We start from the raw sequence: 13,813 nt of genomic DNA, 5'->3' as shown, positions 1-13,813 counted from the left end.
GGCTACGGTGTCTGCATGACTAGCGACGACTTCACCACTCGCCGGCCCATGGTCTACGCGCACCGTGGTTCCAGTGCCATGTTCGCCGAGCACACGCGGGCCGCATACCTGCAGGCCATCCAGGACGGGGCTGACGGGGTGGAATGCGATGTGCATCTGACGCGGGACCAGCACCTCGTCCTGCTGCACGACGCTGACCTTGACCGGACATCCAGTGGAACAGGGCCGGTTGCCGAACATACGTTGGACGAACTCCGTCAGCTGGATTTTTCCTCCTGGAAAGGTGCACGGATCCCGGACGCATTCGGAGGAGTTGCGGACCAACTACTCACCTTGCCTGAGCTGCTGGACATCATGCGGGAGGCGGGAAGGGAGATCGGCCTTGCCATCGAGCTGAAGCAGCCCAGCCCGTACGGCCTCAAGTTGGAGGACCGGTTGCTGGAATTGCTCACGGAGGAAGGATGGACGCCGGAGCAGTCCCGACTGGACAACATCACTGTCTCGTTCATGAGTTTCGATTCCGACTCCATTCAGCGGCTCTTGGAGACAGTTCCCCCGGAACACATCTGCCAACTCGTGGATGACTTCACAGTGGAGGAGGTCCGGGAGGAAATGGGGCTCGGTTTCATCACGGGAGGCGCCGTGGCGAATGTCCTGAAAGCTATGCAGGAGGACGCCGAAGAGGTCCTCGACAACGGTCGGGTAGGGATCGCTGGTCCCGGCATCGAGTATGTCAGGGAACATGCCCGCACCGTCCAACGGTGGTTGGAGGCAGGCTTGGTGTTCAGGGTGTGGACCGTGGACTCAGAGCGGGACGTGGCCCTGTGCCAAGGACTTGGAATCCAAGAAATCACCACAAACAAACCCGCGCAGGTCCTGTCGCAGTTGATGGTCTCCAACTAGGGCGTAGCTGGGCCTGGGTTGGGGCGGGCTTTGGGGGCTCGGCGCGCTTGTGATTGAGTGAAGCCATGTCATTTCGCTGGTCACCCCGAACATCAAAGAACGCCTCGGCAGTGGGCCTGAGCGCGCTTCTTCTTGCCAGCGCCATGAAGCACTTCCGCACTCCAGGCTTCTATCGCGCGGTGGTCCCTGACTACCTCTGCCGGATCGATGCACCCGAAAACCCAGGGACGGTGGGCCACTCCGGTCGCGCCGTGAACGGCCCACTGGCGATCATGTCCAGGGAGGAATGGATTGCGGTTTCGGGCCTGCTCGAAGCAGGTCTCGGAGCCGGATTACTGATTCCTGCCACACGGAAAATGGCCGCAAACGCATCAACGGCGATGTTTGTTGCATTCCTTGCAGGGCATATTGACGCGCTTCGACGCGCCTACGGACCCGATGGAACGCATTCGGATCGGCGGATCCACACGATTCGGCTACCCCTCCAGATACCGCTAATCCTGTGGGCGTGGAGCCTTAGAAAATGAGCGGGGCTTCACGGGGCCAGGAACCCGCCCGGGTGAGGCTCGGGGCGTCACCTGCGTTCAAGATCGCGGTGTCCCTGAGCATCGCTACGGGTCTATATGGTGTTTCGTTCGGTGCGCTGTCTGTCGCGTCGGGCTTCGACTTTTGGCAGACCATGGCGCTGAGCCTCTTGCTGTTTAGCGGCGGCTCGCAGTTTGCGTTCATCGGCGTGGTGGCTGGCGGCGGATCCGGGCTTGCGGCGATGATGGCCAGTGCATTGCTGGGGCTGCGAAATGGCATTTATGGCATGCAGATCAATGCCTTGCTGCGGCCTGGCGGACTGAAGCGATACGCCGCCGCGCATGTGACGATTGATGAGTCGACAGCGACGGCGTCCGGCCAGACCGATCCCGATGAGCAACGGCGCGGGTTTTGGACGGCGGGCATCGGAATATTCATCCTGTGGAATATCTTCACTGCGGTTGGGGCGTTGGCCGGCGACGCCATGGGTGACCCTAAGAGGTGGGGTCTCGACGGCGCCGCTGTGGCGGCATTCCTTGGCTTGTTGTGGCCGAGGCTGCGAGGCAGGGAACCTTGGGCAATCGCCGCGGCGTGTGCACTCGCAACCGTCCTGGCGGTCCCGTTCGTACCCTCCGGCGTTCCCATCCTGGTGGCGGCGGTAGTTGCTGCAGTGATCGGCTGGTACAGCCATGCCCGCTTGAATGAAGGCCTGGAACCTGACGTGGATCCCTACGCAGGCGTGGACAGGGACCGCAAGATCGGGGGAACGGAATGAACCTGTGGACGTGGATCCTGATCGCTTGCGTTCTTGCCTACGCGACCAAACTCATAGGCTACTTTGTGCCGGCGAAGCTGCTGCAGAACCCGCGGATCATGCACGTGGCCGGGACTATGACCATCGGGTTGCTTGCATCCCTGACTCTGGTCAATGCCGTGGCATCCGGCCAGGGCTTGGTGCTCGATGCCCGGATCGGCGCACTGCTGGCCGCCGCCGTCGCGCTTTTGTTCAGGGCGCCGTTCTTGGTGGTGGTCATTGCCGGCGCAGCAGCAGCGGCCTTGCTGCGACTGCTTGGCTGGGGTTAGCAAGTACGTTCAGGCCTGGCTGTTAAACACGATTCCGGGAATGGGGGTCTGCTCCGGAAGGGGGCGGGCCGGGCGTTCAGTCCGGATCGCGTCCTCAACCAAGGCAACCGGCCGCTTCCATGCAGCTGAACCGGGCTCCATGGTGTCCACGGCACCGATGAGCATTGCCACGAGCCGCACCATGTCCTCAATGGTGATGTCCCGCCGCAACGTGCCCTGGCTTTGGCCGCGTTTGAGGAGTAACTCCATGGAACCGATTATCCCGCCGGTGATGCCGATGAGGAGTCCGCGGCGGCCGGCGACGGCGCCAAGGAGGTTCGCGTCATCGCTCGCAACCCCAACGACGGCGTCGATTACGTTGATGAGCCCTTCGGCGGCGTCCATGCCCTGCGCTGCTGCCTCGGCAACCGGATCTACATGCAGCCTGAGCTGACGCGATAGCGCCGCGAGAACCAGTTGCTCTTTGTCAGCGAAGTTGCGGAAGAGGGTGGCGGGGCCGACGCCGGCGGTGACCGCGATGGTCTGCAGCGGAACCTCCGGACCGTGCTCCCGGAAACACTCCCGCGCCGCGGTAATGATTTTGTCGACGTTGCGTGCGGCGTCAGCCCTCAGGGGCTTGCGTTCAGCGGGCTGTTCCATGCTGCCAGATTAGCAATGCAGGCGTCCCGGCCCGTTGTTACGCGGAAGTAAACCCGTATGTGACAAACCAGCACGTGAAACACTGGATTCATGTTGCTTGCATTTTCAGTTGCCCCTTCAGGCCAGCCCGCTACCCCGGTCAACGGTGGTTCCAACCCCGACGCTTCCGTGCACGACGCCGTCGCTGCCGCGGTCAAGGTTGTCCGTGAGTCCGGGCTGCCGAACCAGACCGACTCAATGTTCACCACGATCGAGGGCGAGTGGGACGAGGTTTTCGATGTCGTCAAGCGTGCCACCGAGGCCGTGGGACGCTACGGCAGCCGGGTCTCGCTGGTGATCAAGGCCGACATCCGGCCCGGTTATACCGGAGAAATAACGGGCAAAGTTGAGCGCCTGGAAGGCGCCCTGTCCGCCGCGGAATAGGTCTTCCTCTGGGGTCCCCCGGATGCCAAACTGGGGCCATGGTTGAACATGTGACCGAGCCCGGCTGGGCTGAGGTTGAACGGTACCTGACAGACGTCGTCGTGCGTCCCGACGCTGCACACCAGCGCGCCCTGGCCTCGGCTGTCGAGGCAGGTATGCCGCCCATCGAGGTAGCGCCGAACGCCGGGAAGCTCTTAAGGATGCTCGTACAGCTTTCCGGTGCCAAACGTGTTTTGGAGATCGGCACTTTAGCCGGGTTCAGCAGCATCTGGATGGCCCAAGGACTGCCCGACGACGGCACCTTGGTCACGTGCGAATTCCTCCAACAGCACGCGGACGTAGCTCGAGCCAATGTGGACGCCGCCGGAGTGGGGCACAAGGTGGAGATCCGCATCGGGGCTGCCCTGGATACGCTTCCGATGCTGGCCGGGCATGAGCCGTTCGACTTCGTTTTCATCGATGCCGACAAGCAGAACGATGCCAATTATCTGGAGTGGGCTATCCGGCTTGGGCGCGCAGGCACCGTGATCGTGATGGACAACGTGATCTGGGACGGGGCCATCCTTGAGCCGGAACGGGACCGACTTAATGCCCCGGGCATAGTGCAGGCGCTTGAAATGCTGGGGAACGACCCCCGCCTGGATGCCACTGCTATCCAGACCGTGGGGAGCAAAGGTTGGGACGGGTTCGCGGTGGCACGGGTACGCTGACGGGATGGATTTCACCCTGCGGGCAGCGCTGGTGGACGATGCCGAGGCCATGGCCGTCATGCACATCCAATCGTGGCGGGAAAGCTATGCGAGCATGCTGCCGCCGGAGTTCTTCATCAGCCAGGAAAAGGCCCTCGAAGACCGCATCGAGCGCTACCGTGCCTCCATCGCGGCGGGCCGCGTGCGGATGCTGGCCCACGACTCCGACGGCGGACTTGTAGGTCTCGCCGCGGCCGGGCCGGGGCGGGATGAGGACAGCCCGTGTGGGGTGGAACTGTTCATGCTCTACACCTTGGCGCGGGTGCACGGCCGGGGAGTAGGGCAGGCATTAGTCAACACGCTGCTTGGGGACGGCCCGGCGTATCTGTGGGTCTTGGACAACAACCCCAGGGCGGAGGCGTTTTACCGGCGCAACGGGTTCGTCCCCGATGGGAAACGCAAACTGTGCGACCCGTCCTGGTATTCACTGCCGGAACACCGGATGGTTCGTCCCGCCGCCGGGCCCTGAGGCCCCGCCGCGGCGGTGACGCTTCATTTCTTTGGCTCAGACCTTTGGCGCCGCTTGGCTCTGGGGTGCCCTACGGCACGCGGCTTGGGGAGGAAACGGCGCAGGCGGTCGTGCGGCGTTTTCGGTGCCGTGGGGGTGAGTTGGACTGGCTGCCCCGGTTGGTCCAGATGCCCCGGTTGGTCCAGATGCTCAGGGTGGTCCAGCGGTCCGGGTTGGTCCAGGTCATCGGGCGTGTCCAAGAGGCTCGGCGGCTTGGGTACGCGCGCAATGAGCAGGCTCACCACGGTCAACCATGCCACCGCGGCAATCAATACCTGCATCCACACTGTTTCACCGAACTCCATGAAGAGATTTTAGGTCTGAATGGAGCACTTGGTAAGCATCCTTAGTACTTATTATGGCCGTGGAAGGTCATATTCCGCTCCACTAGGCTGGATGCATGACCCAAGTGAGGCAAAGCTAGTGGCGAAACCCGGCAAACCCGGCAGGTCCAGTAGATCCAGCAAGCCCAGTAAACCCGGTAAACCCGCGACGACGGCGGGCGTCATCGAACTGGCTGCCGGCGCGCGCCCCAAAGGCCCCGTGGCAGGGGTTTACTACATCGACACGGGCGACTGCGAGTTGGTCCCCGACCAGGACAATTCCACCGGCTGGCTGCTGAAAATCAATGGCGTGATGAGTTCGCACATCGATCTCGCAGACCCGCTGTTCCTCGATTTTGAGTACATGCGCTGGATCGCGGCACTGGTTGAGTCGCGTTGGTCCCGGGACGCCAAACCCAGGTTGCGCACATTGCATTTGGGCGGGGGAGCGTGCACCATGGCGCGGTACTTTCATGCCGCCTATCCTGAGGCACGGCAGGTTGTGGTTGAACTCGACGGCAAGCTCGCAGAATACGTGCGCGGCTGGTTCGACTTGCCCAAGGCTCCGCTGCTGCGCATCCGTGTGGGTGAGGCGCGTGAGGTCACAGAATCCCTGACTCCGAACACACGGGACTTGATTATCCGCGACGTTTTCGCTGGGGCTTTCACGCCCACGCCATTGACTACCCGCGAATTCACGGCACACGCCGATGCTGTCCTGGCCCCGGACGGCCTCTACGTGGTCAACTCCGGCGATGCCCCGGACCTCAAGAACGCCCGGTCTGACGCTGCCACCATCGCGGACACGTTCGAGCACACCCTGATCATCGCCGATCCCGCCATGCTCAAAGGCCGGCGCTACGGCAACATGATTATGGCGGGAAGCCCTGCCCCATTCGGCGATGATCCTGTACTTGCCCGCAGGCTCCTGGGCGGTGGCGTTCCGGCGCACATTTGGGACGACGCCCAGGTGCGGGCATTCGCCGCAGGGACTCCCGTCCGGCACGACCCCGCAGGCTAGGCACGGCCCTGCAGGCTAGGCACGGCCCAGAAGCTCCTGCCGGCGTTCCAAGACTTCCTCGCGCAGCGCGTGGACGACGGCGGCTACGGCCGGCCTGCGCATGGAGTCGGGCCGGAGGACCATCCAGTAAGGCAGCAGTTCGGCGAAGTCCGAGGGCAGCAAGCGCACCAGGTCCGGATGCCTGTCCGCCATGAAGCACGGGAGGAAACCCACGCCCGCGCCGGCCCGCGTAGCTTCGACATGGACGAACACGTTGGTCGAACTCAGGCCATCGCGCATGGAGGGAACCAGGCGCCTGGGGGCGTCGAGATCGTCCACTTGAAGCATGGAATCCACGAAGTAGACCAGCTGGTGCTGTGTGAGTTCCTCGATGGTGGCGGGCGTCCCATGGTCCGCCAGGTAGTTCCGCGAGGCATACATTCCGAGCCGGTACTCGCCCAGTTGGACCGCTTCTGCCCGGTGCACCTGGGGCGCCCCGACCACCACTTCGATGTCCAGCCCGGAGCGCTGCTGCAGGGCGCGTCGCGTTACCGTCACGATCTCCACGCTCAGCCCCGGGTGCTTGCGGCGAAGCCGGGCCACCGCCGGCGCGGCGACGTACGCGCTGAACCCATCGGTCGCCGTCATCCGCACGACGCCGGTAATAGGGTCAGGTGCGCGCCCGCTCGGACTCAGCGCGTTTACGGCCGCTTCTATCCTTTCGGCAACCAGCACAGCTTCGGCGCCCAGTTCGGTAACCTCCCACCCGCCCGCGGCCCGTGCGAGGACTCGTCCGCCCAATGCCTTTTCCAGGGCCGCTATCCGGCGCGAGACCGTGGTGTGGTTCAGTCCCAGCGCCTGTGCCGCCGTCGTGAACTTCCCGGAACGTGACACAGCCAAGAGGATGAGGAGGTCATCCGGGTTTGGATTCATATCTGCATTTTTGCACGTGCGGGGTGCCCTATTGGTTATTGAGGCGGGGCGGATCTGCAGCAATACTCAGTGGAGCATTTCGTGTTGTGGATCACAGCGCGCTCACAAAGGGCATTGTCGAAGAGGACACTGAGGAGATGGACATGGGCGTAGAACAGCGCTCCGCATCAAGCGCAGGCAAGGGGACCGGCAAAGGTTCCGGACTTAAGAAAATCGTTGCCGCCTCCATGGTGGGCACCGTAGTGGAATGGTACGAGTTCTTCCTGTACGCAACCGCAGCAACCCTGGTGTTCGGCAAGTACTTCTTTCCCAGCACCGGCAATGAGCTGGACGGCATCATCCAGGCCTTCCTGACCTACGCGGTGGGCTTCGTGGCCCGACCCCTGGGAGGAATCGTCTTCGGCCAGATCGGCGATAGGCTCGGCCGCAAACCAACCCTCCAGCTCACCATCGTGATCGTCGGAGCCTCCACCTTCCTGATGGGCTGCCTCCCAGGCTTCCACGACGTCGGCTTCTGGGCGCCGGTCATGCTGGTGGCGCTCCGCTTCATCCAGGGCTTCGCGCTCGGCGGGGAATGGGGCGGCGCGGTGTTGCTGGTTGCCGAGCACAGCCCCAACAAGACACGGGCCTTCTGGTCCTCCTGGCCGCAGGCAGCCGTTCCGGTGGGCAACCTCCTTGCCACCTTGGTCCTCTTCGTCATGTCCACCACCCTCAGCGCTGACGCCTTCCTCGGCTGGGGCTGGCGCGTAGCGTTCTGGTTGTCGGCAGTGATCGTGTTTGTTGGCTACTACATCCGCACCCACGTCACTGAAGCCCCGATCTTCCTCGAGGCCAAGGCGCAGGTGGAAGAGTCCAAAGCCATCAGCTACGGCGTGGGCGAAGTCATCCGCAAGTACCCCAAGGGCATCCTCCAAGCCATGGGCCTGCGCTTCGCGGAGAACATCATGTACTACCTCGTGGTCAGCTTTGTCATTGTCTATCTCAAGACCGTCCACAAGTACGACACCTCCTCCCTGCTGCTGGCACTTCTCATTGCCCACCTCATCCACTTCCTGGTGATCCCCCAGGTGGGACGGCTTGCAGACTCTTGGGGACGCAAACCCGTGTACCTCATTGGTGCGATCACCGGGGCGGCCTGGCCTTTCTTCGCCTTCCCCATGTTCGACACCCGCAACCCGGTGATCATCGTTCTCGCAACCACCATCGGCTTGTGCCTGCATGCGTTCATGTACGCCGGGCAGCCGGCCATCATGGCTGAGCTCTTCCCCACCAGGATGCGCTACTCCGGGGTCTCGCTGGGATCGCAGGTCACCTCGATCTTCGCTGGCTCACTCGCCCCGTTGTTGGCAACGCAATGGCTCAAAGACACCGGTTCCTGGCTGCCCACCGCCATCTACCTCTTGGTCGCATGCGTCATCACCGCCGTCGCCGTCGTTTCATTGAAGGAAACCAAGGGCATCGCGCTCCAAGAGGTGGACCAGGCCGACGCTGTGCGCCACGGACTTACCCCGGCCGGTGCTGCCATAACGAAAGGCTGATCAAATGGACAACTCGTTGAATGGGCGCAAGGCGCTGGTCACGGGCGGCGCGAGCGGTATCGGCGCAGCTTGTGCCCGTGCGCTCGCCGCCCGAGGGGCCAAAGTGGTTGTGGCCGACGTCGATGCCTCCGGAGCTGCCGCGCTCGCCGACGAACTGGGCGGCACCGCATGGACCGTGGACCTGCTGGATACCGACGCTCTTGGAACCTTGAGCCTTGATTGCGACATCCTCGTCAACAACGCCGGCATCCAGAAGGTTGCACCCATCGAGGAGTTCAACCCCGCGGATTTCCGGCGCATTATGGCCCTGATGGTGGAGGTCCCGTTCCTCCTCATCCGGGCCGCGTTGCCCCACATGTATGCCAACGGATTCGGCCGGATCATCAACATTTCGTCCGTTCACGGACTCCGCGCGTCGGCGTACAAGAGCGCCTACGTTTCCGCCAAGCACGGCCTCGAAGGGCTGAGTAAAGTGACGGCGTTGGAAGGTGGCGAGCATGGAGTCACTTCCAATTGCATCAACCCGGGCTACGTCCGGACCCCGTTGGTGGAGCGCCAGATCGCCGATCAAGCCAGGGTCCATGGCATACCCGAAGCCGAAGTTCTGGCCAAAGTAATGCTGACCGAGGCTGCGATCAAACGGCTTGTGGAGCCCGCGGAAGTCGGCTCCCTGGCTGCGTGGATGGCCTCCGACGACGCCGGTATGGTCACCGGAGCCAGCTACACCATGGATGGCGGATGGTCGGCTAAGTAAAGCCCCACCTCCCCGGGGCCAAGGCGGGCGCGTCCGGGTTCTAGGCTGTTTCGTCTACCAGCTCTGCCCGGCGCAGCCCGCCCCCACGGACCCACAATTTATAGGCCACAAGCAACAGCACCAGCCAGGTTCCGCCGACGTAAAGCGCCACCCGCGTGTCCTCGAAAGCGCCCAGGATCACGATGACAACTGCCATGAACGCCATGGTCAGGATTGAGGCGAGCGGCCACAAAGGCGAACCAAACTCCGACGCCGGCAGCCCCTGGAGCTTGATCTCGCGTTTCATGGCCACGTGCGATGCCAGGATCATGACCCACACCCACACGGTGGCGAAGGTAGCGATCGATGCGATAAGCACGAACACGTCCTCGGGGATCACGGCGTTTAGGACCACGCCCACCAACAGGATGCCGCCCATCATCACCACGGTCATCCAAGGAACACCATGGCGGGAGACCTTGCCGAAGCTCTTGGGGGCATGTCCCTGCTGGGCCAGGCCGAACAGAATGCGCCCGGCACCGAAGATATCGCTGTTGATCGCCGAAAGCGCCGCCGTAATCACAACACCATTGAGGATGTGGGGTGCCGCGGGGATGCCCAAACCGTCAAAGATCTGCACGAACGGGCTGCCGGTTGTACCGATCTGGTCCCACGGGAAGATGCTCATCAGGACGCCCAACGTCAAAACGTAGAAGAGCAGCACGCGCACCGGGACCGTGTTTACCGCTTGCGGTATGACCTTCTTGGGATCGGCGGCTTCCCCGGCCGTGATGCCGATCGTTTCGATGCCACCGAAGGCAAACATTACGACGGCGAACGCGGCCAAGAGCCCCTCGAAACCATTCGGGAAGAGGCCGCCGTGGTTGACGAGGTTCCCCAACCCCGGCGCCACGGCACCGCCGTCGCCCGTTTGGAAGCCAAACACAACGATCGCTGCACCGCCGACGATCATGGCAATAATCGCAACCACTTTGATCAGCGAGAACCAAAATTCAAGCTCGCCGAAGACCTTGACGCTGAGCAGGTTCATGGCTCCGAGGAAGAGGATGATGGCGAGCACCCAGATCCATCTGTCCACCTGCGGGAACCAGAAGCCCATATAGATGCTGAAAGCCGTGACATCGGCGATCGCAACGATCGCCATCTCGAAGACGTAGGTCCAGCCGGTCACAAATCCGGCGAACGGTCCGAGGTAGCGGCTCGCATACTGGCCGAAGGAGCCCGATACGGGGTGTCGAACAGCCATCTCGCCGAGGGCCCGCATCACCATGAACACGGCTGCGCCACCGATGATGTAGGCCAGCAGCACCGACGGGCCGGCTTTTTGGATGGCGGACGCTGAACCGTAAAAGAGGCCGGTCCCAATCGCGGAGCCAAGGGCCATAAAACGGATGTGGCGGACGTTGAGGCCTCGGCTGAGCGCCGTACCCGCGGCTTGGAGGACAGAGCTCTCCTCAGCCAGCTTGGTTTGTTGCATAGTAAAACCTTCTCGTCTTTGGGAGGGGATCGCTATCCAGCAGACCACTTTCGGGAGGCTTGTGATCGGACTCACGGACCTTTGGTGTCTTTGATCGCAGACAACTCGAGTCTGGCACTCCAGACTCGAATGGCTCGTAATGGTCTGGCGCCTGCCCGGTTCCGCATGCAATCTTGAGTACGGGATACCGGACGGTTAGTCCGACAACCCATGCACGCGAGCAGTGAGGAACCATGACAACGACGCCAGTGGCACCGAGCAAGGCAACATCGAAAGTCCCGGCTGCCGAAAACACCCTGCGCATCCTGAAGCTGTTGGCCTCGCGCCGTGGCCCGATGGCGGCGTCGAACATTGCAACGGCCCTTGGCTTGCCGCGGTCCAGTGTCTATCACCTCCTGGGAGTCATGGAGGCCAACGGCTTCGTGCTCCACTTGCACGAGGAACAGCGCTACGGGCTGGGCATCAGCGCGTTCGAGCTCAGCTCGGCGTATTCGCGGCAGGAACCTTTATCCAGGCTGGGCCGCCCGATGCTCGCCTCGCTCGTGGATGCCATCGGTGAGAGTGCGCACCTCGCTGTGCTCCACGGCCGCGACGTGCTGTACATCGTTGAGGAGCGCGCGAAAAACCGCCCCAGCCTTGTGACCGACGTTGGGGTCCGCCTGCCCAGCCACCTCACCGCGACTGGACGGGCGATTCTCGCGGCCCTCCCAAAGTCCCAAGTGCGCGCCCTGTACCCGAATGCTGCCGCGTTCACGTCGCGCCATGAGGTGGAGTTTCCCATCATGAAATACTCGGCGCTGTCCTCCCATCTGGATCAGGTGCGGCAGCGTGGCTACGCCACGGAAAACGGCGAAATCACGCCGGGATTCGGCTCCATTGCCGCCGCCGTGACGGACCATGTCGGATGGCCGACGGCGGCAGTCGCCGTCACGTTCTTGGAAGACAAAGTGCCGGCCGAGCAATGGCCGGTCCTGGCCGCGAGGATCCGGAAGACGGCGGACGAGCTCTCCATTCGGATCCACGGCCGCCCCGCGGGCTAAGCCCTGCCGACCGGGATCGAACGCGCGCAGTTCGTCGCTGCGCGCGTCTGTAATCCCGGACAGTACCCTGCATAAAGCCATTCCTGCCGCTTGGTAAAGGGGCTTTAGTAGAAGCAGGAGATCTTTCCACCACATACTTCCCAAAGACGAAGGAGTCACCATGGCACCCGCCGATTTCACTACTGGTGCCCGTCCGGTTAAGGCCGCGCGGGGTACTGGGCTTACTGCTAAGTCGTGGCAGACCGAGGCGCCGTTGCGCATGTTGATGAATAACCTGGATCCGGAGGTTGCTGAGCGTCCGGATGATTTGGTGGTTTATGGGGGTACGGGCCGTGCGGTGCGGTCCTGGGCTGCGTTTGATGCGATTACGCGGACGTTGGAAACCATGGAGAAGGACGAGACCCTGCTGGTGCAGTCGGGTAAGCCGGTGGGTGTGTTCCGTACTCATGAGTGGGCTCCGCGGGTGTTGTTGGCGAACTCGAACCTGGTGGGGGATTGGGCGACGTGGCCTGAGTTCCGCCGGCTCGAGGCTGAGGGTTTGATGATGTACGGGCAGATGACGGCCGGGTCGTGGATTTACATCGGCACGCAGGGCATCCTGCAGGGCACGTACGAAACGTTCGCCGCGGTCGGGAACAAGCTGGCTGCTGACGGTCGCCACCCGGCCCCCGCTCTCGAGGGTTCCTCTGCTGCTGGTTCGTCGGAGGGGCCGTTGGCGGGGACGCTGACGTTGACCGGTGGTTGTGGTGGGATGGGCGGCGCCCAGCCGTTGGCTGTCACCCTGAACGACGGCGCGTGCCTGATTGTCGACGTCGACGAAACCCGCCTGCGCCGCCGCGTCGGCAAGCGCTACCTGGACGAGGTCGAAACGGACCTGGACACCGCGATCGCGAAGGTCAATAAGGCCAAGGAAGAGCGCCGTGGCTGGTCCGTTGGCTACGTGGGCAACGCCGCTGAGGTGTTCCCGGAGCTGCTGCGCCGTCACAAGGCCGGAGAACTGACCATTGATGTGGTCACGGACCAGACGTCCGCGCATGATCCGCTGTCCTACCTGCCGGTGGGCATCAGCGTGGAGGAGTGGCACACCGAGGCCGCGGCGGATCCGGAGGGGTTCACGAAGAAGGCGCAGGCGTCGATGGCGGCTCAGGTCCAGGCGATGGTGGAGTTCCAGGATGCCGGGGCTGAGGTGTTTGATTACGGGAACTCGATCCGTGATGAGGCCCGTAAGGGCGGGTATGACCGGGCGTTTGAGTTCCCCGGCTTCGTCCCGGCGTACATCCGCCCGTTGTTCTGCGAGGGCCTGGGTCCGTTCCGCTGGGTTGCCCTGTCCGGGGACCCGGAGGACATCGCGGTGACGGACAAGGCCATCAAGGAACTCTTCCCGGAGAACACCCACTTGCATAAGTGGTTGGATGCTGCGGCGGACCGGGTGGAGTTCGAGGGGTTGCCGGCGCGTATTTGCTGGCTCGGGTACGGTGAGCGGGCCAAGGCCGGGTTGTTGTTCAACCAGTTGGTGAAGGAGGGCAAGGTCAAGGCCCCGATCGTGATCGGCCGTGACCACCTGGATTCGGGGTCGGTGGCGTCCCCGTACCGGGAGACCGAGTCCATGGCTGATGGTTCGGACGCGATTGCTGACTGGCCGTTGTTGAACGCGATGCTGAACACGTCCTCGGGTGCTACCTGGGTGTCGATCCATCACGGCGGCGGGGTCGGTATTGGCCGGTCCCTGCACGCGGGGCAGGTTTCCGTCGCGGACGGCACGGACCTGGCCGCGGAGAAACTCGAACGGCTCCTGACCAACGACCCCGGTATGGGCGTCATCCGCCACGTCGACGCCGGCTACGACCGAGCCCTCGAGGTCGCCAACGAACGCGGCGTCCGCATCCCCATGAACGAAGCCCCGGAAAGCAAGTAAGAA

The 13,813-nt window shown here is 63.1% G+C and carries 16 protein-coding genes; 12 read left to right on the top strand and 4 right to left on the bottom strand.

Annotation, left to right across the window (positions count from 1 at the left end; genetic code table 11):
• Nucleotides 1-15 precede the first annotated feature (15 nt).
• The 4 genes from SB659_RS08835 to SB659_RS08820 all read left to right on the top strand — a co-directional run bounded on the left by SB659_RS08835 (nucleotide 16) and on the right by SB659_RS08820 (nucleotide 2,511).
• Nucleotides 16-903 (top strand): glycerophosphodiester phosphodiesterase family protein, encoded by an 888-nt coding sequence (locus SB659_RS08835; protein ID WP_284979313.1) that lies wholly within the window; start codon nucleotides 16-18, stop codon nucleotides 901-903.
• A 65-nt stretch (nucleotides 904-968) separates the two neighbouring features.
• Nucleotides 969-1,430 carry a hypothetical protein gene (locus SB659_RS08830; RefSeq protein ID WP_284979312.1) on the top strand — a complete coding sequence of 154 codons (462 nt, stop codon included), beginning with the start codon at nucleotides 969-971 and terminating at the stop codon, nucleotides 1,428-1,430.
• Entirely contained in the window at nucleotides 1,427-2,203 is a 777-nt protein-coding gene (locus tag SB659_RS08825) for an AzlC family ABC transporter permease (RefSeq protein ID WP_284979311.1), read from the top strand. Before SB659_RS08830 ends, SB659_RS08825 begins: the two co-directional genes overlap by 4 nt.
• Nucleotides 2,200-2,511, top strand: a complete 312-nt coding sequence (locus SB659_RS08820) for an AzlD domain-containing protein (protein ID WP_284979310.1) — start codon at nucleotides 2,200-2,202, stop codon at nucleotides 2,509-2,511. The genes SB659_RS08825 and SB659_RS08820 overlap by 4 nt, the downstream gene beginning before the upstream one ends.
• 9 nt (nucleotides 2,512-2,520) lie before the next feature.
• Here the strand turns inward: SB659_RS08820 and SB659_RS08815 are convergent, their stop codons facing one another.
• The gene (locus SB659_RS08815) at nucleotides 2,521-3,150 is read right to left on the bottom strand and encodes a TetR/AcrR family transcriptional regulator (RefSeq protein ID WP_284979309.1); all 630 of its coding nucleotides are present in this window, start codon (nucleotides 3,148-3,150) and stop codon (nucleotides 2,521-2,523) included.
• A gap of 90 nt (nucleotides 3,151-3,240) precedes the next feature.
• On the opposite strand from SB659_RS08815, the gene SB659_RS08810 reads away from it, so the two are divergent.
• The 3 genes from SB659_RS08810 to SB659_RS08800 are packed head-to-tail and all read left to right on the top strand — an operon-like array spanning nucleotide 3,241 to nucleotide 4,791.
• A complete protein-coding gene (locus tag SB659_RS08810; RefSeq protein ID WP_410550154.1) occupies nucleotides 3,241-3,573 on the top strand; it encodes an MTH1187 family thiamine-binding protein in 333 nt (110 codons plus the stop codon).
• Nucleotides 3,574-3,611: 38 nt separating this feature from the next.
• Nucleotides 3,612-4,283: an O-methyltransferase gene (locus SB659_RS08805; protein WP_410550153.1), complete on the top strand. Its 672-nt coding sequence runs from the start codon at nucleotides 3,612-3,614 to the stop codon at nucleotides 4,281-4,283.
• Nucleotides 4,284-4,287: 4 nt separating this feature from the next.
• On the top strand, nucleotides 4,288-4,791 hold the full coding sequence (locus tag SB659_RS08800) for a GNAT family N-acetyltransferase (protein WP_410550152.1): 504 nt from the start codon (nucleotides 4,288-4,290) through the stop codon (nucleotides 4,789-4,791).
• 23 nt (nucleotides 4,792-4,814) lie between these two features.
• On the opposite strand, the gene SB659_RS08795 is transcribed toward SB659_RS08800, so the two are convergent.
• Nucleotides 4,815-5,135, bottom strand: coding sequence for a hypothetical protein (locus tag SB659_RS08795; protein ID WP_410550151.1), 321 nt, complete (start codon nucleotides 5,133-5,135; stop codon nucleotides 4,815-4,817).
• Nucleotides 5,136-5,253: 118 nt separating this feature from the next.
• Here SB659_RS08795 and SB659_RS08790 point away from each other — a divergent pair, with 118 nt between their 5' ends.
• Nucleotides 5,254-6,174, top strand: a complete 921-nt coding sequence (locus SB659_RS08790) for a spermidine synthase (protein ID WP_410550150.1) — start codon at nucleotides 5,254-5,256, stop codon at nucleotides 6,172-6,174.
• A 15-nt stretch (nucleotides 6,175-6,189) separates the two neighbouring features.
• Here SB659_RS08790 and SB659_RS08785 read toward each other — a convergent pair whose 3' ends face one another.
• On the bottom strand, nucleotides 6,190-7,086 hold the full coding sequence (locus SB659_RS08785; RefSeq protein WP_410550149.1) for a LysR family transcriptional regulator: 897 nt from the start codon (nucleotides 7,084-7,086) through the stop codon (nucleotides 6,190-6,192).
• A gap of 143 nt (nucleotides 7,087-7,229) precedes the next feature.
• Here SB659_RS08785 and SB659_RS08780 point away from each other — a divergent pair, with 143 nt between their 5' ends.
• Nucleotides 7,230-8,624: an MFS transporter gene (locus SB659_RS08780; RefSeq protein ID WP_410550148.1), complete on the top strand. Its 1,395-nt coding sequence runs from the start codon at nucleotides 7,230-7,232 to the stop codon at nucleotides 8,622-8,624.
• Nucleotides 8,625-8,628: 4 nt separating this feature from the next.
• Nucleotides 8,629-9,378: a 3-hydroxybutyrate dehydrogenase gene (locus SB659_RS08775; protein WP_410550147.1), complete on the top strand. Its 750-nt coding sequence runs from the start codon at nucleotides 8,629-8,631 to the stop codon at nucleotides 9,376-9,378.
• Between the two features lie 40 nt (nucleotides 9,379-9,418).
• Here SB659_RS08775 and SB659_RS08770 read toward each other — a convergent pair whose 3' ends face one another.
• Nucleotides 9,419-10,855: an amino acid permease gene (locus SB659_RS08770; protein WP_284979300.1), complete on the bottom strand. Its 1,437-nt coding sequence runs from the start codon at nucleotides 10,853-10,855 to the stop codon at nucleotides 9,419-9,421.
• Between the two features lie 233 nt (nucleotides 10,856-11,088).
• On the opposite strand from SB659_RS08770, the gene SB659_RS08765 reads away from it, so the two are divergent.
• Complete coding sequence (locus tag SB659_RS08765; protein WP_410550146.1) at nucleotides 11,089-11,895, top strand: IclR family transcriptional regulator; 807 nt, start codon at nucleotides 11,089-11,091, stop codon at nucleotides 11,893-11,895.
• 160 nt (nucleotides 11,896-12,055) lie between these two features.
• A complete protein-coding gene (locus SB659_RS08760; RefSeq protein WP_410550145.1) occupies nucleotides 12,056-13,810 on the top strand; it encodes a urocanate hydratase in 1,755 nt (584 codons plus the stop codon).
• Nucleotides 13,811-13,813 lie beyond the last annotated feature (3 nt).

It is taken from the genome of Arthrobacter sp. SIMBA_036 (genome assembly GCF_046535135.1).
Taxonomy (GTDB): domain Bacteria; phylum Actinomycetota; class Actinomycetes; order Actinomycetales; family Micrococcaceae; genus Arthrobacter.
The sequence above is the reverse complement of the archived record's forward strand: the minus strand, read 5'-3'. Positions and strand labels throughout refer to the sequence as shown.

Coding starts and splice junctions, on each gene's coding strand:
- SB659_RS08775 (WP_410550147.1), top strand. CDS start 8,629: ATGGACAACTCGTTGAATGGGCGCAAGGCGCTGGTCACGGGCGGCGCG.
- SB659_RS08830 (WP_284979312.1), top strand. CDS start 969: ATGTCATTTCGCTGGTCACCCCGAACATCAAAGAACGCCTCGGCAGTG.
- SB659_RS08825 (WP_284979311.1), top strand. CDS start 1,427: ATGAGCGGGGCTTCACGGGGCCAGGAACCCGCCCGGGTGAGGCTCGGG.
- SB659_RS08835 (WP_284979313.1), top strand. CDS start 16: ATGACTAGCGACGACTTCACCACTCGCCGGCCCATGGTCTACGCGCAC.
- SB659_RS08785 (WP_410550149.1), bottom strand. CDS start 7,086: ATGAATCCAAACCCGGATGACCTCCTCATCCTCTTGGCTGTGTCACGT.
- SB659_RS08820 (WP_284979310.1), top strand. CDS start 2,200: ATGAACCTGTGGACGTGGATCCTGATCGCTTGCGTTCTTGCCTACGCG.
- SB659_RS08810 (WP_410550154.1), top strand. CDS start 3,241: ATGTTGCTTGCATTTTCAGTTGCCCCTTCAGGCCAGCCCGCTACCCCG.
- SB659_RS08780 (WP_410550148.1), top strand. CDS start 7,230: ATGGGCGTAGAACAGCGCTCCGCATCAAGCGCAGGCAAGGGGACCGGC.
- SB659_RS08765 (WP_410550146.1), top strand. CDS start 11,089: ATGACAACGACGCCAGTGGCACCGAGCAAGGCAACATCGAAAGTCCCG.
- SB659_RS08815 (WP_284979309.1), bottom strand. CDS start 3,150: ATGGAACAGCCCGCTGAACGCAAGCCCCTGAGGGCTGACGCCGCACGC.
- SB659_RS08800 (WP_410550152.1), top strand. CDS start 4,288: ATGGATTTCACCCTGCGGGCAGCGCTGGTGGACGATGCCGAGGCCATG.
- SB659_RS08760 (WP_410550145.1), top strand. CDS start 12,056: ATGGCACCCGCCGATTTCACTACTGGTGCCCGTCCGGTTAAGGCCGCG.
- SB659_RS08795 (WP_410550151.1), bottom strand. CDS start 5,135: ATGGAGTTCGGTGAAACAGTGTGGATGCAGGTATTGATTGCCGCGGTG.
- SB659_RS08805 (WP_410550153.1), top strand. CDS start 3,612: ATGGTTGAACATGTGACCGAGCCCGGCTGGGCTGAGGTTGAACGGTAC.
- SB659_RS08770 (WP_284979300.1), bottom strand. CDS start 10,855: ATGCAACAAACCAAGCTGGCTGAGGAGAGCTCTGTCCTCCAAGCCGCG.